General features: G+C 71.0%; 24 protein-coding genes. 15 read left to right on the top strand and 9 right to left on the bottom strand.

The window, feature by feature from the left end:
- The first annotated feature begins 380 nt into the window (after positions 1 to 380).
- Complete coding sequence (locus tag IG74_RS0122255; RefSeq protein WP_030680017.1) at positions 381 to 620, top strand: DUF397 domain-containing protein; 240 nt, start codon at positions 381 to 383, stop codon at positions 618 to 620.
- Between the two features lie 201 nt (positions 621 to 821).
- Here the strand turns inward: IG74_RS0122255 and IG74_RS0122250 are convergent, their stop codons facing one another.
- Positions 822 to 1,337, bottom strand: a complete 516-nt coding sequence (locus tag IG74_RS0122250; protein ID WP_078868957.1) for an ATP-binding protein — start codon at positions 1,335 to 1,337, stop codon at positions 822 to 824.
- A 316-nt stretch (positions 1,338 to 1,653) separates the two neighbouring features.
- On the opposite strand from IG74_RS0122250, the gene IG74_RS0122245 reads away from it, so the two are divergent.
- From IG74_RS0122245 to IG74_RS0122220, 6 genes are all read left to right on the top strand, one after another.
- Positions 1,654 to 2,559: a helix-turn-helix domain-containing protein gene (locus IG74_RS0122245; RefSeq protein ID WP_030680012.1), complete on the top strand. Its 906-nt coding sequence runs from the start codon at positions 1,654 to 1,656 to the stop codon at positions 2,557 to 2,559.
- A 61-nt stretch (positions 2,560 to 2,620) separates the two neighbouring features.
- Positions 2,621 to 4,078, top strand: a complete 1,458-nt coding sequence (locus IG74_RS0122240) for an aldehyde dehydrogenase family protein (RefSeq protein WP_030680009.1) — start codon at positions 2,621 to 2,623, stop codon at positions 4,076 to 4,078.
- Between the two features lie 122 nt (positions 4,079 to 4,200).
- Positions 4,201 to 4,749 (top strand): DinB family protein, encoded by a 549-nt coding sequence (locus IG74_RS0122235; protein WP_030680006.1) that lies wholly within the window; start codon positions 4,201 to 4,203, stop codon positions 4,747 to 4,749.
- A gap of 67 nt (positions 4,750 to 4,816) precedes the next feature.
- A complete protein-coding gene (locus tag IG74_RS0122230; protein ID WP_030680003.1) occupies positions 4,817 to 5,464 on the top strand; it encodes a PadR family transcriptional regulator in 648 nt (215 codons plus the stop codon).
- Between the two features lie 169 nt (positions 5,465 to 5,633).
- The gene (locus IG74_RS0122225; protein WP_030680001.1) at positions 5,634 to 6,605 is read left to right on the top strand and encodes a daunorubicin resistance protein DrrA family ABC transporter ATP-binding protein; all 972 of its coding nucleotides are present in this window, start codon (positions 5,634 to 5,636) and stop codon (positions 6,603 to 6,605) included.
- Positions 6,602 to 7,429: an ABC transporter permease gene (locus IG74_RS0122220; RefSeq protein ID WP_030679998.1), complete on the top strand. Its 828-nt coding sequence runs from the start codon at positions 6,602 to 6,604 to the stop codon at positions 7,427 to 7,429. Before IG74_RS0122225 ends, IG74_RS0122220 begins: the two co-directional genes overlap by 4 nt.
- A gap of 168 nt (positions 7,430 to 7,597) precedes the next feature.
- On the opposite strand, the gene IG74_RS0122215 is transcribed toward IG74_RS0122220, so the two are convergent.
- Positions 7,598 to 9,013 (bottom strand): glutamate decarboxylase, encoded by a 1,416-nt coding sequence (locus tag IG74_RS0122215; RefSeq protein ID WP_030679995.1) that lies wholly within the window; start codon positions 9,011 to 9,013, stop codon positions 7,598 to 7,600.
- A 168-nt stretch (positions 9,014 to 9,181) separates the two neighbouring features.
- On the opposite strand from IG74_RS0122215, the gene IG74_RS0122210 reads away from it, so the two are divergent.
- Together IG74_RS0122210 and IG74_RS0122205 are read left to right on the top strand one after the other, a co-directional pair.
- Positions 9,182 to 9,940, top strand: coding sequence for a MerR family transcriptional regulator (locus IG74_RS0122210; protein WP_030679992.1), 759 nt, complete (start codon positions 9,182 to 9,184; stop codon positions 9,938 to 9,940).
- Between the two features lie 126 nt (positions 9,941 to 10,066).
- On the top strand, positions 10,067 to 11,224 hold the full coding sequence (locus IG74_RS0122205) for a DedA family protein (RefSeq protein ID WP_030679989.1): 1,158 nt from the start codon (positions 10,067 to 10,069) through the stop codon (positions 11,222 to 11,224).
- 50 nt (positions 11,225 to 11,274) lie between these two features.
- Here the strand turns inward: IG74_RS0122205 and IG74_RS0122200 are convergent, their stop codons facing one another.
- Positions 11,275 to 12,963: a threonine/serine exporter family protein gene (locus IG74_RS0122200; RefSeq protein WP_030679986.1), complete on the bottom strand. Its 1,689-nt coding sequence runs from the start codon at positions 12,961 to 12,963 to the stop codon at positions 11,275 to 11,277.
- Between the two features lie 149 nt (positions 12,964 to 13,112).
- Entirely contained in the window at positions 13,113 to 13,604 is a 492-nt protein-coding gene (locus IG74_RS0122195) for an inorganic diphosphatase (protein ID WP_030679983.1), read from the bottom strand.
- Between the two features lie 85 nt (positions 13,605 to 13,689).
- Between IG74_RS0122195 and dacB the strand changes: the two genes are divergently transcribed.
- The 6 genes from dacB to folE all read left to right on the top strand — a co-directional run bounded on the left by dacB (position 13,690) and on the right by folE (position 21,356).
- Complete coding sequence (gene dacB, locus IG74_RS0122190) at positions 13,690 to 15,213, top strand: D-alanyl-D-alanine carboxypeptidase/D-alanyl-D-alanine-endopeptidase (protein WP_037825872.1); 1,524 nt, start codon at positions 13,690 to 13,692, stop codon at positions 15,211 to 15,213.
- A gap of 93 nt (positions 15,214 to 15,306) precedes the next feature.
- Positions 15,307 to 16,428, top strand: coding sequence for a zinc-dependent metalloprotease (locus IG74_RS0122185; protein ID WP_030679978.1), 1,122 nt, complete (start codon positions 15,307 to 15,309; stop codon positions 16,426 to 16,428).
- A gap of 237 nt (positions 16,429 to 16,665) precedes the next feature.
- On the top strand, positions 16,666 to 17,760 hold the full coding sequence (tilS, locus tag IG74_RS0122180) for a tRNA lysidine(34) synthetase TilS (protein WP_030679976.1): 1,095 nt from the start codon (positions 16,666 to 16,668) through the stop codon (positions 17,758 to 17,760).
- Between the two features lie 76 nt (positions 17,761 to 17,836).
- On the top strand, positions 17,837 to 18,397 hold the full coding sequence (gene hpt, locus IG74_RS0122175; protein WP_030679974.1) for a hypoxanthine phosphoribosyltransferase: 561 nt from the start codon (positions 17,837 to 17,839) through the stop codon (positions 18,395 to 18,397).
- Between the two features lie 203 nt (positions 18,398 to 18,600).
- A complete protein-coding gene (ftsH, locus tag IG74_RS0122170) occupies positions 18,601 to 20,637 on the top strand; it encodes an ATP-dependent zinc metalloprotease FtsH (RefSeq protein WP_030679971.1) in 2,037 nt (678 codons plus the stop codon).
- A 113-nt stretch (positions 20,638 to 20,750) separates the two neighbouring features.
- The gene (gene folE / locus IG74_RS0122165; protein WP_030679969.1) at positions 20,751 to 21,356 is read left to right on the top strand and encodes a GTP cyclohydrolase I FolE; all 606 of its coding nucleotides are present in this window, start codon (positions 20,751 to 20,753) and stop codon (positions 21,354 to 21,356) included.
- A 432-nt stretch (positions 21,357 to 21,788) separates the two neighbouring features.
- On the opposite strand, the gene IG74_RS0122160 is transcribed toward folE, so the two are convergent.
- The 5 genes from IG74_RS0122160 to folP all read right to left on the bottom strand — a co-directional run bounded on the left by IG74_RS0122160 (position 21,789) and on the right by folP (position 25,026).
- Entirely contained in the window at positions 21,789 to 22,277 is a 489-nt protein-coding gene (locus IG74_RS0122160) for a DUF3180 domain-containing protein (protein WP_030679967.1), read from the bottom strand.
- 61 nt (positions 22,278 to 22,338) lie between these two features.
- Complete coding sequence (folK, locus tag IG74_RS0122155) at positions 22,339 to 22,935, bottom strand: 2-amino-4-hydroxy-6-hydroxymethyldihydropteridine diphosphokinase (protein WP_030679958.1); 597 nt, start codon at positions 22,933 to 22,935, stop codon at positions 22,339 to 22,341.
- Positions 22,932 to 23,291, bottom strand: coding sequence for a dihydroneopterin aldolase (folB, locus tag IG74_RS0122150; RefSeq protein ID WP_030679955.1), 360 nt, complete (start codon positions 23,289 to 23,291; stop codon positions 22,932 to 22,934). Before folB ends, folK begins: the two co-directional genes overlap by 4 nt.
- Positions 23,292 to 23,467: 176 nt before the next feature.
- Positions 23,468 to 24,139: a nuclear transport factor 2 family protein gene (locus tag IG74_RS0122145; RefSeq protein WP_030679952.1), complete on the bottom strand. Its 672-nt coding sequence runs from the start codon at positions 24,137 to 24,139 to the stop codon at positions 23,468 to 23,470.
- Positions 24,136 to 25,026: a dihydropteroate synthase gene (gene folP / locus IG74_RS0122140; RefSeq protein ID WP_078868956.1), complete on the bottom strand. Its 891-nt coding sequence runs from the start codon at positions 25,024 to 25,026 to the stop codon at positions 24,136 to 24,138. Before folP ends, IG74_RS0122145 begins: the two co-directional genes overlap by 4 nt.
- Between the last annotated feature and the right edge of the window lie 21 nt (positions 25,027 to 25,047).

Here is a 25,047-nt window from a genome sequence, read left to right as displayed (position 1 = left end):
CCCCTGGACCCCGCCCCCCTGGACCGCCCCGCGAAGGCCCCGTATCGGCCGCGCATCAGCCCTGTGTCGGCCCCGTCGCGGTACCCGCCGCGCGCCGCCGGAAAATTCACCTGCCACCAGAAGGCCTCCGCGCGCGTCTGTTCCTAATGCACGAGGGAATCGGATCCGGACAACCCGGCGCGCGAGACGGCGCGGAAGATCATGGACGGGGGCTGGCGTTCGCATGTCATGCGGGGTTCGGCGCGGTGGCGAGGGAGCTGTAACCAGCTCACCACGCCGCGTGCACGTGCATCTGCCCATGCATCGGCACATGAACACAGCTATGATCCGGGACAGTTGACGGCTACAACAACAGCCACGGCACCACCGGGGAGCGACCTGTGCACCACGTGTTCAACGGCATGGCGGCCACGGATCTTCACGGGGTGGTCTGGCAGAAGAGCAGGCACAGCAACTCGCAGGGTTCCTGCGTGGAGTTCGCGAAGCTGCCGGGCGGCGATGTCGCCGTCCGCAACTCGCGCTTTCCGGACGGGCCCGCGCTCGTCTACACGCGCGCCGAGATCGAATGCATGCTGCTCGGCATGAAGGACGGCGAGTTCGACCACCTGATCAGCGGCTGACCACTTCGATCCGACGGGTCGACGAGTAGCGCGCAAGCGGGAGCAAGGCAGAAAGCGCAAGGAGAAACGATCATCCGTGGGGGAACCGCGGCGGAAGGCGATCGTTCACGGGGACGCGGGGAGTGAACACCCGCGGGAAACGGGGGGCAGGGCTGTTCCGGCCGGCCGCGAGGCCGCCCGGCCCACTGCGGGGCCGGGCCGTCAGGCCAGTTGGAACAGCGCCCACACCACCTTGCCGCTCAGCGCGCCCGCGAGCGGATGCCAGCCCCAGCCGTCGCTGAACGAGTCCACGAGGAAGAGCCCGCGGCCCGACTCCGACGCGAAGTCGTCGATGGCGTCACCGGCCTCGCGCGCGACCGGACCGTCGTCGCTGGGGTCCCGTACCGCGCACACCAGGCGTGAGGTCCATCTCATCATGTGCAGCCGCACGGGCGCGTCCTCGCCGACGACGCAGTGCACCTCGGCGTGCGTCCTGTCGCCGGGAAGCGCGTGCCGCAGCGCGTTGGTGACGAGCTCCGAGACGACGAGCGCGATGTCGTCGAAGCGGTCGTCGAGCTCCCACGACGCGAGGGTCTTGCGGGTGAACTGGCGCGCGCTGCCCACGGCTTCGTAGCGAGCGGGGAGGGCGCAGGAGGCCGCACTGGAGACCGCGGAGGGATCGAGCGGAGGCAGGCCCTGCCGTAATGGCTCGAGCATGGTTGATCCATTCGTCCCCATGCGAGGCACTCCCCGGTTTTCGCGGCTCGCGGTACAAAGCGATCGAACGGTGGCGCGGTCGGTACAACTGGTCGGTGGAGCAGCGGCACAGAAGTGGCGCGCCGACCATGGTTCCGAATGCGTACAGCAGATGCAAGGGCAGATGCACGTGCACGCGCCGGACTTGACCGCTCCTAGGGCGCTTCTTGCCTATTTCTTCCTACGGTTTCTTGCGGAGACCTGCCTTACGCTTTCCCTTTCCGTAACCGAACGAGTACCGCCCGAAGCGTTTAATGGCAGACTGCGAGTCTCAACACCTTGGGGAGGACTGAGCGAAGTGACCGCTGGGGAGTCGAGCGGCTCGGTGGTACGGCGCATCCTGCTGGGCTCGCAACTGAGGCGCCTGAGGGAGGCACGCGGCATCACCCGCGAAGCGGCCGGTTACTCGATCCGCGCGTCCGAATCGAAGATCAGCCGCATGGAGTTGGGCAGGGTGAGCTTCAAGTCCAGGGACGTGGAAGACCTCCTCACGCTCTACGGCGTCACCGAAGAGGCCGAGCGCACGGCGCTCCTCTCGCTCGCCAAGGAGGCCAACCTGACCGGCTGGTGGCACAGTTACTCCGACGTCCTGCCGGGCTGGTTCCAGACATATATCGGTCTGGAGGGCGCCGCGTCCCTGATTCGCGTCTACGAAGTCCAGTTCATCAACGGCCTGTTGCAGACGGAGTCGTACGCCCACGCCGTCGTCGAGCGCGGCATGAAGGTCGCCGCGGGCAAGGCCGCAGGCCGGGGCGGCCGTCCGGCCAAGGTCAGCCAGGGCGACATCGACCGCAGGGTGGCCCTGCGCCTGGAGCGGCAGAAGCTGCTGGTGTCCGAGCGCGCCCCGCAGTTCAAGTGCGTCCTCGACGAGGCCGCGCTGCGACGCCCGTACGGAGACCGGGAAGTGATGCGGGGTCAGATCCAGCACCTGATCGACATCTCCGAGCGGCCGAACGTGACGCTGCAGGTCATGCCCTTCACCTTCGGCGGGCACGCGGGCGAGAGCGGCGCGTTCACGATGCTGAGCTTCCCGGAGTCCGATCTCTCGGACGTCGTCTATCTGGAGCAGCTGACGGGCGCCCTGTATCTGGACAAGCGGGAGGAAGTGGCCCAGTACGAGCGGGCGATGGCCGAACTCCAGGAGGACTGTCCGAATCCGGCCGACAGTCGCGACCTTCTCCGTGGTCTACTCCAACTGACCTGAATCGTCAGTAGTATGACTGGAATTCAGGTGTCTGCTCATCCGTGGCAAGGGGTCCCGACTCATGTCCTTCTTCACCGATCTGGCTCACCAGTACATCGACGGTGAGTGGAAGGCCGGCTCAGGTTCCTGGGACATCATCGACTTCAACCCGTACGACGGGGAGAAGCTCGCGTCGATCACGGTCGCCACGGCCGAGGAGATCGACCAGGCCTACCGCGCGGCTCAGCGCGCCCAGGAGGCCTGGGGCGCGACCAACCCCTACACGCGCCGCGCGGTCTTCGAGCGCGCCCTGCGGATCGTCGAGGAGCGCGAGGCCGAGATCACCGAGGCGATCGTCGCGGAGCTCGGCGGCACCCTCGTCAAGGCGGGCTTCGAGCTGCACCTGGCCAAGGAGTTCCTGCGCGAGGCGGTGCACCTGGCGCTCGCCCCGCAGGGCCGGATACTTCCCTCGCCGGACGACACCAAGGAGAACCGCCTCTACCGCGTCCCGGTCGGTGTCGTCGGCGTCATCAGCCCCTTCAACTTCCCCTTCCTGCTCTCGCTGAAGTCCGTTGCCCCGGCCATCGCGCTCGGCAACGCCGTCGTCCTCAAGCCGCACCAGAACGCGCCGGTGCTCGGCGGCAGCCTGGTCGCCAAGATCTTCGAGGAAGCGGGCCTCCCGCCGGGCGTCCTGAACGTCGTGATCACGGACATCGCCGAGATCGGCGACGCCCTCCTGGAGCACCCGGTGCCCGGCGTCATATCCTTCACCGGCTCGGACGCCGTCGGCCGCCACGTCGCCACGGTCTGTGCCCAGACCTTCAAGCGCTGCATCCTCGAACTGGGCGGCAACAGCGCGCTGATCGTCCTGGACGACGCGGACGTCGACTACGCCGTGGACGCCGCCGTCTTCAGCCGCTTCGTGCACCAGGGCCAGGTGTGCATGGCCGCGAACCGCATCCTGGTGGACCGGTCGGTGCGGGACGAGTTCACCGAGAAGTTCGTCGCCAAGGTCAAGACCCTGAAGGTCGGCGACCCGGCGGACCCGTCGACGCACATCGGCCCGCTCATCAACTCCTCGCAGGCGGACGGCGTTTCCTCGCTGGTCGCACAGACCGTCCAGGCGGGCGCCACGGCCCTGGTGCACGGCACCACCGACGGCAACCTCGTGTCCCCGTCCGTCCTCACGGACCTGCCCGAGGACTCCCCGGTGCTGCGCCAGGAGGTCTTCGGCCCGGTCGCGATCATCCTGCCGTTCGACGGCGAGGAGGAGGCCGTCCGCATCGCCAACGAGACGCCGTACGGCCTCAGCGGCGCCGTCCACACCGGCGACACCGAGCGCGGCGTACGCCTCGCCCAGCGCATCCGCACCGGCATGATCCACATCAACGACGGCACCGTCCACGACGAGCCCATCGTGCCGTTCGGCGGCGAGAAGCACTCGGGCGTGGGCCGGCTGAACGGCGAGTCGACCGTCGAGGCCTTCACCGCACTGAAGTGGATCTCGGTCCAGCACGGCCGCTCGCGCTTCCCCTTCTGAGGCCGACACGGGCCGGCATCTGAGCGCTCCCGGACCCTTGAGGACAGTAGTTGTCCGCAAGGGTCCGTAGCGTGTGAGGTGTCGGAAAGCCCGGCGAGCACCCTTCGGGAGAGGCGGATCCCATGCCCACTCACGTCAACGCGGAAGCCCACGGCGACGAGCGCGGAGCGCTGCTCGCCTTCGTCGAGGCCCAGCGCGGCGGTCTGCGCCGCTCGGTGCTCGGCCTGGACGACGAGCAGGCGGCGAGCCGCCCGAGCGCCAGCGAGCTGTCCCTCGGGGGCCTGGTCAAGCACGTCGCCGAGACCGAGCTGAACTGGCTGCGCATGGCCCAGCAGAAGCCGAACGAGCGCCAGCGCACCCAGGAGGCCTGGGGCGAGAGCTTCCGGCTCGTCGAGGGCGAGACGCTCGCCGGCGTCCTCGCCTTCTGGGCCGAAGTGGCCGCAGAGACCGAGGAGTTCATCGGGTCCGTGCCGAGCCTGAACGACACCTTCCCGCTGCCCGAGGCGCCCTGGTTCCCCCAGGACGGCGCGGTGTCGATGCGCTGGCTGCTGCTGCACCTCGTCGAGGAGATCGGCCGGCACGCGGGCCACGCGGACATCATCCGCGAGAGCCTGGACGGCAAGACGGCCTTCGAGCTGGTGGCGCTGGAGTCCGGGCAGTCGTGGGGCTGAGGTGCGGCGTGGCTCCCGGGCCGTACCCTAGTCAAAGTTGATGACTGCAAGCCGAAGGGTGCGGTGAATGTCGGCGATCCGGATGCTCGTCCTCGGGGCGGTCCGCCAGCACGGACGGGCGCACGGCTATCAGGTGCGCAACGACCTGGAGTACTGGGGCGCCCACGAGTGGTCCAACGCCAAGCCCGGGTCGATCTACCACGCGCTGCGGCAGCTGACCAAGCAGGGACTGCTGCACGAGCACGAGACCGCGCCGTCCACGGCGGGCGGCCCGCCCCGCACCGAGTACGAGATCACGGAGAAGGGCACCCAGGAGTTCCTGGCCCTTCTCCGTGAGGCCCTGACCACCGTCGGGCACGACCAGAAGCCCGACGTGCTCTCGGCGGCCGTCGGCTTCATGGTCGACCTGCCGCGCGAGGAGGTCGTCTCGCTCCTCAAGGAGCGGGTGCGCGCCATCGAGGACTGGCGCCACGCCGTCACGGAGTACTACACGCCCGAGGACGGCCCCGGTCAGCTCGGCCACATCGGCGAGATCATGAACCTCTGGGTCCACTCGGCCGACGCGGGCACGGAGTGGACCAAGGGCCTCATCGAGCGGATCGAGAACGGCGCGTACGCCTTCGCGGGCGAGGGCGAGCCGTTCGTCGGGGTGCTTGCGGAGGGCGAGGAGAACCCGTTCGCGACGGGGGAGAAGCACCCCGAAGACCCCCGCTGACGCCGATCGCTCCGAGCGGCCTTTCGCACCGTACGACTCGCACCGTACGACCCATCCTTCCCATCCAAGTAATCAAGTTTGACTAACCGAACTCCAGGGAGTACGTTCCTCCGTCTGGGCCTAGTCAAAGTTGACTAGATTCGCGAGTGTGAGGCTCGGAAGGAGTCGGATGACGGACGCGATCGTCCTTGACGGCGTACGGAAGCGGTACGGCGAGAAGCGGGCCCTGGACGGGCTCGACCTGGTCGCCGGGCGCGGCACGGTGCACGGCGTGCTCGGCCCGAACGGCGCGGGCAAGACCACGGCGGTGCGCATCATGTCCACGCTCCTCACGGCCGACGAGGGCCGGGTGGAGATCGCCGGGTGCGACGCGCGGCGCGAGGCCGGGGAGGTGCGCCGCCGCATCGGCCTGCTCGGCCAGCACGCCGCGCTCGACGAGGAGTTGAGCGGCCGGCAGAACCTGGAGATGTTCGGGCGGCTCCACCACCTGGGCGCGCGCCACGCGCGCGTGCGGGCCGACGAGCTGCTTGCCCGCTTCGGCCTCGCCGACACGGGCGGCAAGGCGGTCAAGCGGTACAGCGGCGGCATGCGGCGCCGCCTCGACCTCGCGGCGTCGCTGATCACGGAACCGGAGGTGCTGTTCCTCGACGAGCCGACGACGGGCCTTGACCCGCGCGGCCGCGCGGAGGTGTGGGGCGCGGTGCGCTCCCTGGTGGGCGGCGGCACGACGGTGCTCCTGACGACCCAGTACCTGGAGGAGGCCGACCAGCTGGCCGACCGGATCTCCCTGATCGACAGCGGCAAGGTGATCGCCGAGGGCACGCCGGACGACCTGAAGGCGCGCCTGGGCGGCGACCGCATCGACGTCGTCGTCCGCGACGGCGCCCAGCTGGTGCGGGCGGCCCGGCTGCTCCCCGGCGACACCGGCGACGTCACGGTCGACGCCGACCGCCGCCTGGCCAGCGCGCCCGTCACGGACCGCATGGACGCACTGACACGGGTCGTACGGGCCCTTCAGGAGGCGGGCATCGAGGCGGAGGACATCGCGGTGCGCAGGCCGACCCTGGACGAGGTGTTCCTGCGCCTGACGGGTCGCGCCGACCGCGCCGAAGCCGACGAGCGAACGAAGGAGGCCGTATGAGCACGAGCACGAGCACGCGTACGGGCGCGGTGACGGGCACGTCCGTCGGCTGGGCCCTCACCGACTCCTGGACCATGACCCGGCGCGAGCTCGCCCACTGGGCGCGCCAGCCCGTCCAGGTCGTCGTCGGCCTCGCCTTCCCGGTCATGCTGCTGCTGATGTTCAACTACCTGATCGGCGGCGGGAAGAGCATCGAAGGGGACTACGTCGACTTCCTCGTCCCCGGCATGTTCGCGCTGACCATGGTGTTCGGCCTGGACGCCACGATGGTCGCGGTCACCAGTGACCTCAACAAGGGCGTGGTGGACCGCTTCCGCTCCATGCCGATGACCAACGGCGCGGTCCTGGTGGGCCGTTCGGTCGCGGACATGCTCCAGTCCTTCGCCTCCCTGATCGTGCTGATGGGCGTGGGCCTCGCCATCGGCTGGCGCTGGCACGGCTCCCTCGCCGGGGTGGCCGGGGCGGTGGGCCTTCTGCTGCTGCTGCGCTTCGCGATGCTGTGGATCGGCATCTACCTGGCGATGGTCGCGGGCAGGCCCGAGCTGGTGGTGGCCGTACAGATCCTCGTCTGGCCGGTCGGGTTCTTCTCCAACGCGTTCGCCGTGCCGGAGACCATGCCGGGCTGGCTGGGGGCGGCAGTCGAGTGGAACCCGATGTCGGCGACGGCCACGGCGGTCCGCGACCTCTTCGGCAACGCCCCCGGCACCCCCACCACGACCTGGGCAGCCACTCATGCCGAACTCCTGGCGATCGTCTCCCCACTGGCCCTGGTGGCGGTGTTCCTCCCCCTGGCGGTACGCCGCTTCGGTGCGCTGAGCCGCTGACCGTGTGCCCTCGCGGGGGCGAGGCTGAACCACAGCCGCAACCGGCGACAGTTTCACCCCGTCCGGCGTTTGAGAACGAGGCGCGGAGCGCCGATAGAGCGGGGGCACGGGGGCGGCAGCCCCCGGATCGGGAAGGGGCGGGCCTCGGGCGCCCCGCGAGGGACGGGCTCAGTGGTGGAACCCCGTGGCCCCCCTCCGGTCCCGCGTCAGCGGCCCGGCCTGGCGGCGCAGCTCCGGCAGCAAACGCCCCAGGTCCTCCACGAACAGCCCCGCCAGGTCCGCGGAGAACCCGTTGCGGCACACCACCCGCAACACCGCCAGATCCTCCCGATGCGCCGGAAACGTGTACGCGGGCACCAGCCACCCCCGCTCCCGCAACCGACGGGACACGTCGAAGACGTCGTACGCGCGCACGTCGTCCACCGTCGTGAAGGTGAACACCGGCAGCTCGTCCCCGCGGGTGAGGAGCCGGAAGTCCCCGAGGCCCCCGATCCGCCCGGCGAGCCCCGTCGCCACGTCCCGCGCGGCCTGCTGAACCGCCCGGTACCCGGCACGCCCGAGCCGCAGGAACGTGTAGTACTGCGCGACGACCTGCGCCCCCGGCCGGGAGAAGTTGAGGGCGAAGGTCGGCATGTCACCGCCCAGGTAGTTCACGCGGAAGACCAGCTCCTCCGGCAGTTCGGCGGGCGTGCGCCACAGCGCCCAGCCGACCCCGGGGTAGACGAGCCCGTACTTGTGCCCGGAGGTGTTGATGGAGGCCACGCGCGGCAGCCGGAAGTCCCACACCAGGTCCTCGTCGAGGAAGGGCGCGACCATCGCCCCGGAGGCCCCGTCCACGTGCACGGGGACGTCGAGCCCGGTGCGCTCCTGGAGCGCGTCGAGGGCCGCGCAGACGTCCGCCACGGGCTCGTACGAGCCGTCGAACGTGGAGCCCATGACGGCGACGACCCCGATCGTGTTCTCGTCGCACAGCGCGGCCGCGGCCTCGGGGGAGAGGTGGTAGCGGTCGCCCTCCATGGGGACCTGCCGCGCCTCCACCTCCCAGAAGGTGCAGAACTTCTCCCAGCACACCTGCACGTTCACGCCCATGACGAGGTTGGGCCGGGCCTCGCGGGAGGGGTAGCGGTCGGCGTTGCGCCGCATCCAGCGCCGCTTGAGCGCCATGCCCGCGAGCATGCACGCCTCGCTTGACCCGGTCGTCGAGCAGCCCACGGCGGCCGCCGGGTCCGGCGCGTTCCACAGGTCGGCGAGCATCGCCACGCAGCGCCGCTCCAGCTCGGCCGTGCGCGGGTACTCGTCCTTGTCGATCATGTTCTTGTCCCGGCACTCCGCCATCAGCACGCCCGCCTGCGGCTCCATCCAGGTGGTGACGAAGGTGGCGAGGTTGAGCCGGGAGTTGCCGTCGAGCATCAGCTCGTCGTGGACCAGCTGGTACGCGGTGGAGGGCGGCAGCGGGTCCTGGGGAAGGCGGTGCTTGGGCGGGGCCTCGGTCATGCCGCCGACCGGGTTCGCCTCGCCGAAGAACGGGTTCACGGACAGCGGGCGGGCGTCGCGGCCCTCGTCCGCGCCACGGTGCAGCGACATGGCGGTGCCTCTCGAAGGTCGGCTCTTCCGGGCTCCTGCGTGCCCGCCCCGCCCCTTCCGGCCACTGTATGCGGACAAAACCGGCACAACATCCGGAGCATCCTGGGCTTGCACCTCACGCGACGTGAGGACCCAGGCTGATCGGTGTCAGAAGGAAAGGAGACAGCGGTGAGCTACTCCGTCGGACAGGTGGCGGCCGTCGCCAAGGTCACGGTGCGCGCCCTGCACCACTACGACGAGATCGGCCTCCTCGTGCCCGGCGGGCGCAGCCGCGCGGGCCACCGGCGCTACAGCGACGCCGACCTCGACCGGCTCCAGCAGATCCGGTTCTACCGCGAGCTGGGCTTCCAGCTGGACGAGATCGCCGCGCTGCTCGACGACCCCGGGGCCGACCCGCAGGAGCACCTGCGACGCCAGCACGGGCTGCTCACCGAGCGCATCACCAAGCTCCAGGAGATGGCAGCCGCTGTCGAGACCGCCATGGAGGCGAGACGCATGGGGATCAACCTCACGCCCGAGGAGAAGTTCGAGGTCTTCGGAGACTTCGATCCCGACCAGTACGAGGAGGAGGTCCAGCGCCGCTGGGGCGGCACGGAGGCGTACGCCGAGTCGCGCCGCCGCACGGCCGCGTACACGAAGGACGACTGGCAGCGGATCAACACCGGCATGGACGCCCTGCACGCGCGCATGGCGGACCTGCTCGACGCCGGTGCGCCCGCCGCGTCCACGGAGGCCATGGACGTCGCCGAGGCCCACCGGCTGCTGATCCACGACAGCTACTACGACTGCTCGCACGAGATGCACGCGTGCCTGGGTGCCATGTACGTCGACGACCCGCGCTTCACGGCCACGTACGAGGCCATCCGGCCGGGCCTCGCGGTCTATCTGCGGGACGCGATCACGGCGAACGCGGCACGGCACGCGTAGTGCCCCGGAGGGGCGCGGATTCGCCCTGTGGAACCCGCCGCTCCCGCCCTGCGTTGATAGCTTTGGGCGGCGCGGCGTCACCGCGCCCCTCAGCCGCACCCCTCACACCCACAGGAGCCCGGAACCGTGCAGACGCTTGCGCTCGGACCAAGCTGGTTGGACCCGGACTACCTGCTGAACCAGTTCGGTCTGTGGGGCCTGCTCCTGATCGTGTTCGCCGAGTCGGGTCTGCTCATCGGCTTCTTCCTGCCGGGCGACTCGCTCCTGTTCACCACGGGCCTGCTGATCACGACGGGCAAGCTGGACACCCCGCTGTGGCTGGCCTGCATCCTGATCTGCATCGCCGCGATCGCCGGTGACCAGGCCGGCTATCTCTTCGGCAAGAAGGTCGGCCCGTCCCTGTTCAACCGCCCGGACTCCAAGCTGTTCAAGCAGGAGAACGTGGTCAAGGCCCACGAGTTCTTCGAGAAGCACGGCCCGAAGTCCCTGGTCCTGGCCCGCTTCGTGCCGATCGTGCGCACGTTCACGCCGATCATCGCGGGCGTCAGCGGCATGCGCTACCGCTCGTTCATCACGTTCAACATCCTCGGCGGCATCCTGTGGGGCGCGGGCGTCACGCTGCTCGGCGCGTGGCTCGGCAAGCACGAGTTCGTCCACAAGAACATCGAGGCGATCCTCATCCTGATCGTCCTCATCTCGGTGGTCCCGATCATCATCGAGTTCCTGCGGGCCCGCTCGCAGAAGAAGAAGGCGGCCGCCCAGGCCCCGGCGACCCCGGCCGCTCAGGCGGCCCACGACGACACCCCCGGGAGCACCCCCGAGGCCGCCCGGCAGTACGAGCCGCAGCAGCACCAGTACCCGGGCCAGCACCAGCAGCCCTCGCAGCACCAGTACCCGGGCCAGTACCCCGACCAGTCCTCGTACCAAGCCCAGCAGCCGCAGTACCCGGGCCAGCAGCACCCGCAGCAGTACCAGCCCCAGCAGCAGTACCCGTACCCCGGCCAGCAGCAGTCCCAGCACCAGCAGTACGGCGGCCAGGGCGACCACCAGCAGTACGCACCCCAGTACGACGGCCAGCAGCAGTACCAGCCCCAGCAGCCATACCCCTACGACAACCAGTACGACAACCAGTACGACGGGCAGTACGGCACCCCCGCGGACGGCCAGCAGTACCAGGACCCGCAGCAGTACCCGCACCAGCAGGGCCAGGGCCACTACCAGGGCCGGCCGCAGCCGCAGCACCCCGACGAGCCGCACCAGCACGGCCACCCCCCGCGGTACTGACGGCGTACCGAAGGACGTACGGACAGCCGTACCGAAAGCCGTACCGAAGACTAGAAGCCGCGCGTCCGCTTGGCCGCGCGGCGCCCCTGTGCCTGCTGCGGCCGCGGCCCCTTGAGGAAGAGCCGCGACAGCTCTCCGCCCAGGTTCACCCCTATCGCGATGGCGAGGGCGAGGGCCGCCGCCTTGGACAGCGAGGCGAGCCCCGGGTTGAGGTTGTTGCGGGCGATCTCCAGGAGCCCGAAGTACGTGGCGCTGCCGGGCAGCAGCGGGCCGATCGCCGCCGTCACGAACGGCAGCGCGGACGCGAACCGGTAGCGCGAGAGCAACTGCCCGAACAGGCCCACCAGACCGGCCGCGACCGCCGTCGCCGCCACCGGCGAGATGTCCCCGGCCCGCGCGAGGGCGCCGAACACGACCCAGGCCACGCCGCCGTTCAGGGTCACGAGCAGCACGGTGGAACGTTCCTGCTGGAGCAGGATCGCGAAGGCGCAGCTCAGCGCCATGGACGCGAGGATCTGAATCAGCGGCCGGTCGGTGGAGTGGATCGACGTCTCCGGGTTGAGGCCCGCGTCCAGCTGCACGCCCAGATAGAGCACGATCAGGACGCCGCAGACGATCCCGACGATCAGGTACCCGACCTCCAGGAGCCGGGCGGCGGCGGTGATGTAGTAGCCGGTCAGGCCGTCCTGCACGCCCGCCACCAGGGCCCGCCCCGGGATCAGCGCGAACAGCCCACCGGTGATCACCGCCGAGGCCCGCACCTCCGGCAGGTCGAGCAGGCTGATCGCCACGCCCATCGCGGCGGGCGGCATCGCCGCCACCACGAACTGGTAGAACTCCGGAAGCCCGCGCCCCGCGCACAGCCACGCGAGCCGGTCGCCGAGCATCGCGCCGATCGCCGCCGCGACGAACACCACGAGCCCGCCGCCGACGAGCACGGACGCCGCGCCCGCGAGCAGCCCACCGGCCGCCGTGAGGGCCCACCCCGGGTAGGGGTGGCGGTTGCGCCGGATCTCGGCGAGCCGCCGGTAGGCCTCCTCCGGAGAGACGTCGACCTCTTCGGAGCTGATGTCGTCGACGAGCCGGAAGACGGCCTGCAGCCGGGTGTAGTCGGTGCCCCGGCGGCGTACCGTACGCGACGCCGTGACGGGGTCGTCGACGAGCGACGGCTGGTGCGAGATGGCGATCAGCGTGAAGGTGACGTTCGGCTCGCAGCGGTCCAGGCCGTACGCGCGCGTGACGGCGAACATCGCCGCCTCCACGTCCTCGGCGCCCTCGCCGCCCGCGAGCAGCAGCTCCCCGATGCGCAGCGTCAGGTCGAGCACGCGCGGCACGGCGGGCCCGGACTCGTCCTCGTGCCGCTGCGTCGCCTCGGGGGCGGGGCGCTCGGCGACCGGGGTGCGCAGCATCGTGCGCATCCGGTCCTGCCAGGGCGCCTCCTTGGTGAGCCGGACCACCGGCACGCCACCGGGCGGCGTGAAGGCGGGGACCGCCTGCCGTCCGTCGTAGCTGTGCGGCGTGGTGAAGGCCGAGGACTCCTTGTCCTCCGGCGCGGCGGGGATTCTCAGCCCCGTGGGGATCGTGAACTCGGAGGACGGATGGTCCTCCTCCGGCGCCGTCGTCTGCTCGACCCCGCCCACCGGGGCGAAGGCGCTGCGCGCCTCGTCCGACTGCGGCTTGCGGTCCTCGTCCTCCGGATCAGCCACCGGTTCCGCCTCGCACCTCTCCGTGCGCCTCATCCGGCGCCGCTCTCGCGTATGTGGTCACCCGCCGTCGGGGTTCCTCAATTGATCCTTGCCGTTTTCTTCCGTCTCAGTATGCGTCCGGACGCACGAACGGGCCGTGTGGCCCCAGTGGGGGTCACACGGCCCGTTCGTACGCGTACGGCTCAGTGGCCGCCGTTGGTCTGGAAGCGCTTGTACGAGGCCTCGATCTCGGCCTCGGCGTCGGCACGGCCCACCCAGTCGGCGCCCTCGACGGACTTGCCGGGCTCCAGGTCCTTGTAGACCTCGAAGAAGTGCTGGATCTCCAGGCGGTCGAACTCCGACACGTGGTGGATGTCGCGCAGGTGCTCGACGCGCGGGTCCGAGGCCGGGACGCAGAGCAGCTTGTCGTCGCCGCCCGCCTCGTCGGTCATCCGGAACATGCCGATCGCGCGGCACTTGATGAGGCAGCCGGGGAAGGTCGGCTCGTCCAGGATCACCAGGGCGTCCAGCGGGTCGCCGTCCTCGCCCAGGGTGTTCTCGACGAAGCCGTAGTCCGCCGGGTAGCTGGTGGACGTGAAGAGTCGACGGTCCAGGCGGATACGGCCGGTCTCGTGGTCGACCTCGTACTTGTTCCGCGAACCCTTCGGAATCTCGATGGTGACGTCGAACTCCACGGGTGGCTCCTCCATGATCAGCACATACTTCGGGTGGTTAAGTGTCCCTCACGCAGATGTGTGATCGCGAAAGGGGCAGGTCGTCGTGGACGAGCACGTGACTTGGCGGTGGCTTCGGCGGCCGCTGCCGCTGCTGCGGCGGCTTGCCGTCAAGCCTGCCGGGCAACTCCGGACAGCCAAGACATGGCAGGTCACGACGGGCTCCGCCGCCGTGGGCCTCGCCGTCGCGGCCGTGGCTGTCACCGCGGCCGGGCCCTGGGACTCCTCCGGTCAGCGTACGGCGGAGCGTCGCTCCGCCGCCTCTCAGGAGGCCGGGGGTGGCGCAGATCACCTCGGCTTTCCGGGAACGGGGGGCCCGGAGGCCGCGCCGAGCGCCCCGGCCGTGCTCGCCGGGCTCGGCGCCCCCGCCCGCGCGAAGCCGGGCGGCAAGGCGCTCTCCGAGGTCCTGGGGCCGGTCCTGAAGGACCGGGCGCTCGGCCCCGAGCGCTCCGCGGTCGTCGTCGACGTGGCCACCGGCAAGCGCCTGTACGGCGAGCGCGCGGGCGACGCCCTGACGCCCGCTTCCACCACGAAGATCGCCACGGCGGTGGCCGCGCTCTCGGCCGTGGGCCCCGACCACCGGCTCCGCACGCGGACCGTCCTCGAACCCGGCTCCCGGAAGGTCGTCCTCGTCGGCGGCGGCGACCCGACGCTGACCGCGCGCAAGGAGGGCCGGTACGTGACGGGCTTCGCCAGCCTGCGCGCGCTGGCCGACGACACGGCCCGCGCCCTGGAGAAGCGCGGCACCAAGGGCCGGGTGACGCTCTCCTACGACACCTCCCGGTACGCCGGTCCTGCGCAGCACCCCATCGGGCCGAACGAGAACATCACGCCGGTCAGTGCCCTCATGGTCGACGAGGGCCGCCTCGACGACTCCACGTCGGGCCCCGCCCCGCGCGGCACCGACCCGGCGGCGGACGCGGCCCGGAAGTTCGCGGACCTGCTGCGCGAGCGGGGCGTCGACGTGAAGGGCGACCCCGGCCCGGCCAAGGCCTCCGCCCGCGCGGCCAAGCTCGCGCGGACCTCGTCGCCCGCCCTCTCCGTGCTCGTCGAGCGCATGCTGACCCACAGCGACAACGACATCGCCGAGGCCCTCGCGCGCGAGACCGCCCGCGCGAGCGGTGAACGCCCGAGCTTCGACGGCGGCGCCCGGGCGATCCGCGCCCGCCTGAAGAAGCTCGACCTCCCCCTGTCCGGGGCGGAGTTCGCCGACGGCAGCGGCCTCGACCGCGAGGACCGGCTCAGCGCGGACCTCCTCGCCGCGCTGCTCGCCCGCGCCGCCGACCGCGACCACCCCGAACTGCGCTCCGCGGTCACCGGACTTCCCGTCGCGGGCTTCACCGGCACCCTCGTCGACCGCTACCCGAAGGGGTCGCCCGGCACGGGCCTGGTCCGCGCCAAGACCGGCACGCTCACCGGCGTCAACGCCCTGGCCGGCACGGTCGTCACCGCCGACGGGCGGCTCCTGGCCTTCGCGTTCATGACCACGGGTACGACGGACGCGGTCGGGGCCCAGGCGGCCCTGGACGCCATGGCCTCGGCGACCGCCGCCTGCGGCTGCGCCCCGTAGCGGTGCCGACGGGCCCCGGCGCCGGGCCCACGGCCCGGCTGAAGGGCGCCCCAACCCGGTACGCGCGCGCGGCCGACCACGTACCGTTGACACATGACGAGCCTCGGTGGTGCGGAGATGGTCGACTGGAATCTCGCGGTGGCGACCGCGACCCGGCTCGTGCGGCCGGGCCCGGAGGTGAGCCGGGACGAGGCCCGCGCCGTGGTCGCGGAGCTGCGCAGGCACGCCAAGTCCTCGGAGGAGCACGTCCGTTCCTTCACCAGGATGGGGACGGAGGAGACGCATGACACGCCCGTTCTCGTGGTCGACCGCGCGGGCTGGGTCCGGGCGAACGTGGCCGGGTTCCGCGAGGTCCTCAAGCCCCTCCTGGAGAAGATGAAGGACCGGCGCGGCGGCGGCCCCGGCGGCGCCGTCCTCGGCGCGGTCGGCGGCAAGGTGACGGGCGTCGAGCTCGGCATGCTGCTGTCCTTCCTCGCGTCCCGCGTCCTCGGCCAGTACGAGACCTTCGCCCCGGCCACCCGCGAACTGCCCGCCGGGGCGAACGGCGGCGGCAGGCTCCTCCTCGTGGCGCCGAACATCGTGCACGTGGAGCGCGAACTGGACGTCGACCCGCACGACTTCCGCCTCTGGGTGTGCCTGCACGAGGAGACGCACCGTACCCAGTTCTCGTCCGTGCCGTGGCTGCGCGACCACCTGGAGGGTGAGATCCAGGCGTTCCTCGGGGAGACCGAGGTGGACCCGATGACCGTCCTGGAGCGCATCAGGGAGGCCGCGCAGAGCCTCGCGGGCGGCCGTCCGGAGGCCGAGGAGGACGACGGCGGCCGCTCCTTCGTCGACCTGGTGCAGACGCCCACGCAGCGCGAGATCCTGGCCCGTCTGACGGCCGTGATGTCCCTCCTGGAGGGCCACGCGGACTACGTGATGGACGGCGTCGGCCCCGGTGTCGTCCCGTCCGTCGGCGAGATCCGGGAGAAGTTCAAGGAGCGCCGCCAGCGCGGCGCGAGCCGCTTGGACCAGGCGCTGCGCAAGCTCCTCGGCCTGGACGCCAAGCTGCGGCAGTACCGCGACGGGGAGCGCTTCGTGCGGGCCGTCGTCGACGAGGTCGGCATGGACGGCTTCAACCGCGTGTGGACCTCTCCGAACACCCTTCCCACCAAGGCGGAGATCGCCAAACCAGCGGACTGGGTCGCGCGGGTGCACCGTAAGGCAGACTGAGCGAACAGATGCGGCTGACGGCAGGAGAACGCCCCCGTTATCACCCGTCCGAGGGACCGTGAGCCATGGGTAGGCGTGCAATGCTCGGGTAACGGCTCGGTTCTGTCACCATCGACACACTCTCAGTGACCGATTGTGTGGGGATCATGGGATCCGTACCTCGCGACCCCCACGCGAGGGCGCTGAGTGACAGCCCCGAGGCTCACCCCCCGAACTTCATGAAGGGAACCAACCGGAATGGGTCCCCATCCTGCGGTCGCGGCGATACGCCTGGCGGTCCGCCGCGTACTCCACGACGTACTGACCGACGTCGCCGCCCAGCGCGAACTCGACTCCCTGCACGCCCCCCACGTAGACGCGCACGCCTCCCAGGTGCCGCACCCGGCACTCCCCGCACACCCCGCACACGAGCCGCCCCCCTCGCCGCTCGTGCTCGTGGCGTGCTCGGGCGGCGCCGACTCCATGGCGCTCGCCTCCGCGCTCGCCTTCGAGGCCCCCAAACTGGGCATCCGCGCCGGTGCCGTCACCGTCGACCACGGTCTGCAGGCGGGCTCCGACCTGCGCGCCGCCGAGGTCGTCGTGCGCATGACCACCCTCGGCCTCGACCCGGTCGAGGCGCTCGCCGTGTCGGTGGGCCGTGACGGCGGCCCGGAGGCCGCCGCCCGCGACGCCCGGTACGCGGCCCTCGACGCCGTCGCCGACCGCCACGGGGCCGCCGCCGTGCTGCTCGGGCACACCCGCGACGACCAGGCCGAGACGGTCCTGCTCGGTCTCGCGCGCGGTTCCGGCATCCGCTCCCTGTCCGGCATGGCCGCCGTGTCCGGGACCCGCGGCCGCTACCGCCGGCCGTTCCTGCACATCGACCGGCAGACCGCGCGCAAGGCGTGCATGGTCCAGTCCCTGCCGGTGTGGGACGACCCGCACAACGCGGACCCGGCCTACACCCGCTCCCGCCTGCGCCACGAGGGCCTGCCCGCCCTGGAGAAGGCGCTCGGCAAGGGCGTCGTGGAGGCCCTCGCCCGGACGGCCCAGCTCTCCCGGGACGACGCCGACGCGCTGGACTCCTGGGCCGCCCAGGCCGAGGCCTCCGTACGGGACGCGTCCGGGCGCCTGGAGTGCGCGAAGCTCTTCGCCCTGCCGCCCGCGGTGCGCCGCCGCATCGTGCGGCGGGCGGCCATCGAGGCCGGTGCTCCGGCGGGCGCGCTGTTCGCCCGGCACATCGAAGAGGTCGACCGGCTCATCACCGGATGGCGCGGCCAGGGGGCCATCAATCTCCCGGGCAAAGTCGTCGCCCAGCGGCAGGGTGGCAGACTGGTGATCCGGCAAGGCTGACGCGGAAGACCGGTTGCAACTGATTCCAGCTGTTATCCCGACTCTTCTCCGCGGGCCGGTGGGACGACCGAAAGTGATGCGGGTGGACGCGAAAGACATGGGCACCGACCTCCAGTCGGTGCTCATCACCAAGGAAGAGATCGACGCGAAGCTGGCTGAGCTGGCCGCGAAGATCGACGCGGAGTACGCGGGCAAGGACCTGCTCATCGTCGGCGTGCTGAAGGGCGCCGTCATGGTCATGGCGGACCTGGCTCGCGCCCTGTCCACCCCGGTCACCATGGACTGGATGGCCGTGTCGTCGTACGGCGCGGGCACCCAGTCCTCCGGCGTGGTCCGGATCCTCAAGGACCTCGACACCGACATCAAGGGCAAGCACGTCCTGATCGTCGAGGACATCATCGACTCCGGTCTGACGCTGTCCTGGCTGCTGTCCAACCTCGGCTCGCGCGAGCCCGCGTCCCTCAAGGTGTGCACGCTGCTGCGCAAGCCGGAGGCCGCGAAGGTCGCGATCGACGTCGAGTGGGTCGGCTTCGACATCCCGAACGAGTTCGTCGTCGGGTACGGCCTGGACTACGCGGAGAAGTACCGCAACCTGCCGTTCGTGGGCACCCTCGCCCCGCACGTGTACGGCGGCTGACGGCGCTCGAGTTGCGCGGGGTGGCCCGGGCGGCGTAAGACGCCCGGGAACCCCCAGCCGTTTCCCGCCGTTGGAGCATGCGAAGGCGGGATTGCCAGCCGTCCCGTGCGGCTTCGGGTCACAATGCTGGGGTACCGTCCGAAGAACAGTCTTTTATCAAACTCACTATGGCAGGAGGTACGGAGCGGCATCGCTCCGTGTGGATGGACGTGAAGCGATACTTCCGTGGGCCAGTCATGTGGATCGTCCTGGCCGTCCTTGCCGTGGTCGTGTTGATGCAGGTCGTCGGTTCGGGCGGCGGCTACAAGACAGTGGACACCGGCCAGGTCGTGCAGGCCATCGAGCAGAACAAGGTCAAGTCGGCGAAGCTGACCACCGGTGATGACCACACCATCAAGGTCGAGCTGAAGGACGGCCAGAAGGTCAAGGGCAGCAGCAAGGTCCAGGCGAGCTACATCGGCGACCAGGGCGTCGACATCGCCAAGTCCTTGCAGGCCAAGTACCAGGACAAGCAGATCCCCGACGGCTACACGGTGTCGCCGTCGAAGCAGAACCCGTTCGTCGGCATCCTGCTCTCCCTGCTTCCCTTCGTCCTCATCGTCGTCGTCTTCCTGTTCCTGATGAATCAGATGCAGGGCGGCGGCAGCCGGGTCATGAACTTCGGCAAGTCCAAGGCGAAGCTCATCACCAAGGACACCCCCAAGACGACGTTCGCCGACGTCGCCGGTTCGGACGAGGCGGTCGAGGAGCTCCACGAGATCAAGGAGTTCCTCCAGGAGCCCGCCAAGTTCCAGGCCGTCGGCGCCAAGATTCCCAAGGGCGTGCTGCTGTACGGCCCGCCCGGTACGGGCAAGACCCTGCTCGCGCGCGCCGTCGCGGGCGAGGCGGGCGTCCCGTTCTACTCGATCTCCGGTTCCGACTTCGTCGAGATGTTCGTCGGTGTCGGTGCCTCCCGTGTCCGTGACCTCTTCGAGCAGGCCAAGGCGAACGCCCCGGCGATCGTCTTCGTCGACGAGATCGACGCCGTCGGCCGCCACCGCGGCGCCGGGCTCGGCGGCGGTCACGACGAGCGCGAGCAGACGCTCAACCAGCTGCTCGTCGAGATGGACGGCTTCGACGTGAAGGGCGGCGTCATCCTGATCGCCGCCACGAACCGCCCGGACATCCTCGACCCGGCCCTCCTGCGCCCCGGCCGCTTCGACCGGCAGATCGCGGTCGACCGCCCGGACATGCAGGGCCGTCTGGAGATCCTCAAGGTTCACCAGAAGGGCAAGCCGGTCGCTCCGGACGTCGACCTCGCGGCGGTCGCCCGCCGCACCCCGGGCTTCACCGGTGCCGATCTGTCCAATGTGCTGAACGAGGCCGCGCTGCTCACGGCCCGCTCGGACAAGAAGCTGATCGACAACCACATGCTGGACGAGGCCATCGACCGCGTCGTGGCGGGCCCGCAGAAGCGGACCCGGATCATGTCCGACAAGGAGAAGAAGATCACCGCGTACCACGAGGGCGGACACGCCCTGGTCGCGGCGGCTTCCCCGAACTCCGACCCGGTTCACAAGATCACGATCCTGTCCCGCGGCCGTGCCCTCGGCTACACGATGGTCCTCCCGGACGAGGACAAGTACTCCACCACGCGCAACGAGATGCTGGACCAGCTGGCCTACATGCTGGGCGGCCGCGCGGCGGAGGAGCTCGTCTTCCACGACCCGACCACCGGTGCGGCGAACGACATCGAGAAGGCCACCGCCACGGCCCGCGCGATGGTCACGCAGTACGGCATGACCGAGCGGCTCGGCGCGATCAAGTTCGGCGGCGACAACACCGAGCCGTTCCTCGGGCGCGAGATGGCGCACCAGCGGGACTACTCGGAAGAGGTCGCGGCGCTGGTCGACGAAGAGGTCAAGAAGCTCATCGAGACCGCGCACAACGAGGCCTGGGAAATCCTCGTCGAGAACCGCGACGTCCTGGACAACCTGGTCCTCGCGCTGCTCGAGAAGGAGACCCTCGGCAAGGAGGAGATCGCCGAGGTCTTCGCCCCGATCGTCAAGCGCCCGGCGCGCCCGGCCTGGACGGGTTCCACGCGGCGCACGCCGTCGACCCGCCCGCCGGTGCTCTCGCCCAAGGAGCTGTCCCTGACGAACGGCGCGAACGGCGCGACGCCCGCGGTGACCGCCTCCAGCGGCCCCAGCGGTGACACCCAGTCCCTCGAGGTGGCCCCCGAGGACCGCCCCGAGAGCTGATCCCGCACGCCTCAGCAGGCCCGGAATGGATGCCGTGCCCCCCTGGTTCTAGCCTGGGGGGCACGGCTCTTTTCGGCCGTCCGCAAGTATCAGGAACCAGGAACGAGGCACAGATGACCGACCCCGTGACGCTGGCCGGCGAGGGCTCGATCGGCGAGTTCGACGAGAAGCGGGCCGAGAACGCCGTGCGGGAGCTGCTGATCGCGGTCGGCGAGGACCCGGACCGCGAGGGCCTGCGGGAGACTCCGGCCCGCGTGGCGCGCGCCTACCGGGAGATACTCTCCGGGCTCCGCCAGGAGCCCGAGGACGTCCTGACGACCACGTTCGACCTGGGCCACGACGAGATGGTCCTGGTGAAGGACATCGAGATCGTCAGCCTCTGCGAGCACCACCTGCTGCCGTTCCACGGCGTGGCGCACGTCGGCTACATCCCCGCGGACTCCGGCAAGATCACGGGTCTGTCGAAGCTGGCCCGGCTCGTGGACGTGTACGCCCGCCGCCCGCAGGTCCAGGAGCGGTTGACCACGCAGATCGCCGACTCTTTGATGCGCATCCTCGAAGCGCGCGGCGCGATCGTCGTGGTGGAGGCCGAGCACATGTGCATGTCGGTGCGCGGCATCCGCAAGCCCGGCGCCAAGACCACGACGTCGGCGGTGCGCGGTCAGCTGCGGGACGCGTCGACGCGGGCCGAGGCGATGAGCCTGATACTGGCGCGCTGAGGCGGCTGAGAGGCCCGTACGCGGCGTAGCGGCCCTCCGGGGGAGCCCGGGGCTCCTGCGGAGGGCCGTGGGCGTCTGTGGGGCCTGTGAGGCGCTTGAGGGGCCTTGGGGTGTGCCGCCGGGCCTTTCATGGGCGGGCTGTGGGGCCTCAGGGCGCGTTGCTGGGCCTTCGGGGGCGCTGTGGGACCTCGGGGTGCGCTGTCGGGGCTTCGGATGCGCCGCGGGGCATCCGGTGGTCGTGTCCGTGTCACGCCGCCGGGACAGCCGGGCCGGGTCGCCCTGGCCGGGGCAGATGCCCTGGTCGGACCAGGCACCAGGGGCGGGGCAGGCGCCCGGTCGGCTCAGGCGCCAGCGGTGGGCCAGGCGCCCGGTCGGCTCAGACGCCAGGGGCGGGGCAGGCCGTCGCGGGCAGGTCGCGCCGTCGCGGGCACGTCACGCCGCCGGGGCCGCGCCGCCGTGTTCGTCGTCGCCGTTCTCCGGCAGCTTGCACACGCGCTCCAGGAAGAACGCGGCCGCTATCACGCCGATGCCCGCGATCACCGAGAAGCCCGCGTAGTACGCCTGGTCGCGGCGGTCGGGGATGTCGAGGAACTCGAGCATGAAGGCGCCCACGCCGCCGTACATCCCGCACACCAGGGCCGCGACCAGGGCGCTCGCCTGGCCGAAGACCACCGCGCGGGCCGCCATCAGCGGCTCGACGCCCTTGGCCCCCGGCCGCCGCTCGCGCTGGGCCCGCAGCCGGGCGCGCAGCGAGATCGCCGTGGCGAGGAGCACCACGGCGATCACGGCGAGGACGATGGGCGCGGCGAGGGGCACGCGCGGCAGCGTGCCCACGGAGTTCCACAGCCGGGCGGCCGCCCAGGAGAGCACTCCGGCGACGACGAAGAGGCCCGCCAGCGTCCTCACGCGCAGTTGCTTCATTCCGGAGGTCGCCCCTTTTTTGCCTCTGTCCCGCTGCCGCCTTCTCGGTAGACCCTAACGACTACTCGGGCAGGCGGAGTTCCAGGTCGGCGCGCGGCGTGACGCCTTCGCGGGTGACGCTCGCGAGCAGGTCCGCCACCGGGCCGCGGCCGGTGAGCCGCGCCTCCGGCTCCACGTCGTGCCACGGGGCGAGCACGAAGGCCCGCTCGTGCGCGCGCGGGTGCGGCAGGGTCAGCGTCGGGTCGTCCGAGACGACGTCGGCGTACGCGACGATGTCCACGTCGAGCGTGCGGGCGCCCCAGCGCTCGTCGCGGACGCGGTGGAAGGCCTCCTCGACGGCCTGCGCGCGCTCCAGGAGCGAGGCCGGGGGGAGGGTGGTCTTCACGACCACCACCGCGTTGAAGTACGACGGCTGCGAGCCGGGCTCGACGCCCCACGGCTCCGTCTCGTACACGGGCGAGACGGCTTTGACGCGCAGGCCCGGGGTGTCCTCCAGGGCGTCGACGGCGCCCTGGAGGGTCTCCAGGCGGTTGCCCAGGTTCGCACCGAGGGAGAGTACGGCGCGGTGGGGGTTGGAGAGCGTGGTGTCGGCGGCGTCCACCTGCTCCACGACGGAGGCGGGTACCGGCTGGACGGTGGGGTCGCTGTGGGGGGTCATACGCGGCTCCGGGTGATGGTGACGGTCACGTCGTCGAACGGGACGGTGATCGGGGCGTCCGGCTTGTGCACGGTGACCTCGACCTCCAGGACGCCCTCGTGCTTCAGACAGGCCTGGGCGATGCGCTCGGAGAGCGTCTCGATGAGGTTCACCGGCTCGCCCTCCACGACGGCCACGACCTCTTCCGCCACGATCCCGTAGTGCACGGTCTTCGCCAGGTCGTCGTCGGCGGCGGCCGCACGGGTGTCCAGGCCCAGAACCAGGTCCACGATGAAGGTCTGACCCTCTTCGCGCTCCCGCGGATAGACACCGTGGTGCCCGCGGGCCTTCAGGCCGCGCAGCGCGACACGATCCACGCGAATCACTCCTGACAGTCGTCGGTACGGCCGGTCCCTGCCGAGTGCGGTCGGCACCCCAGCCACATTCGAATCTACCTGCGGGCACCGACAGCGTTCGCCCGCGGGGCTGCCGGACGGCCCCGCCGCCGGCGTTCGCCGGTGCCCCTACCCACTCGGGGCCGGGACCCACTCCCTCAGGAGGGGGTCTCGTCGTCCTCGTCGTCACCGGATTCGGCGAGGACGGGCGACGCGTGGTGCGACCACAGCTTCCAGCCGTCGGAGGTGCGCCGGAACACGTTCGTGGCGACCACGAGCTGTCCGACGAGCGGGCCGAGCTCGTCGCCCTCCCGGGGCGCGGGGCCGCCGCTGAGGATGTTCTCCGTGCAGCTCACCAGGGCCGTGTCCCCGGCCACGCTGACCCGTACGTCGGTGAGGAAGAACTGGATGTACTCCGTGTTGGCCATGATCAGCGCGTACGACCGCAGGACCTCGCCGCGGCCGGTGAGCACCGGCCAGCCCGGGTGGACGCAGGAGATCGCGGCGGCGCCGTCGGTCTCGTCGCCGAAGCCGTCGTCACCGAAGTCGTCGGCTCCGTCGTCCCCGCCGTCGTCGGGCGTCCCGTCGGACGCCCCAGGGGTGTCGTGGTCCGCGTCGTCTGTGTCGTCTGCGTCGTCCGTCAGGTCCACGGGGAGGCGGGAGAGCGCGGTGGTCAGGCTCGAAGGGCCGCCGCTCCCGGTGCCGTCGGCGAGGTCGGCCGGGTCCAGCCACAGGTCCGTGACCGCGTCGAAGTCGCCGCGTTCCAGTGCTTCGTAGAAGGCGGTGTTCGCCCTTTCGACCTGCTCGATGTCCGTTCTGGCGCGTGTCACCGAGCGCCCGCCGCTCCGGCCGCGCCCCGCGCCGCGTCCGTCACGGCCTGCGCCACCCGTACCGCGTCCGCCGTCGCCCGCACCTCGTGCACCCGGACCGCCCAGGCGCCCTGGTGCGCGGCGATCGCCGAGACGGCGGCCGTGGCCGCGTCGCGCTCGCGGGCGGGGGGCGGAGAGCCGCCGGGGCCCGCCAGGACCCGGCCCAGGAACCGCTTGCGGGACGCCGCGACGAGCACCGGGCGGCCGAGGTCGTGCAGGCGCTCCAGGTGGGCCAGGAGCGTCAGGTCGTGCTCGGCGTTCTTGGAGAAGCCGAGGCCGGGGTCGATGACGATGCGCTCCGGGGCGATGCCGCCCGCGATCGCCGCCTCCACGCGCGCGTGGAGCTCGTCGACGACTTCGGAGACCACGTCCGCGTACTCCGGCTTGGCGTGCAGGTCCGTCAGGAAGCCGCGCCAGTGCATCACCACGAACGGCGCTTCCGCGGCGGCCACCGCGGGGACCATGTCCGGGTCGGCGAGCCCTCCGGAGACGTCGTTCACGAGTACGGCGCCCGCCGCGAGGGCCTGGCGGGCCACGGAGGCGCGCATCGTGTCCACGGAGACCGTGACGCCCTCGGCGGCCAGGCCGCGCACCACGGGCACCACGCGGCGCAGTTCCTCGTCCTCGTCCACGCGCGGGGCGCCCGGACGGGTCGACTCGCCGCCCACGTCGACCAGGTCGGCGCCCTGGGCGACCAGGTCGACGCCGTGCTTGACGGCGGCCGTGGTGTCGAACCAGCGGCCGCCGTCGGAGAAGGAGTCGGGGGTCACGTTCACGACACCCATGACCGCACAGCGGTCCCACTGGGGGAGCCCCTCGACCGATCCCCGCCCGCGCAACGTACTCATGCCTCCAGCCTAGGCCCGTGT

The organism is Streptomyces sp. NRRL B-1347 (genome assembly GCF_000720325.1).
In the GTDB taxonomy this organism is placed as follows: domain Bacteria; phylum Actinomycetota; class Actinomycetes; order Streptomycetales; family Streptomycetaceae; genus Streptomyces.
Note: the sequence above shows the minus strand (reverse complement) of the source record. Positions and strands in the feature narration are given on the sequence as shown.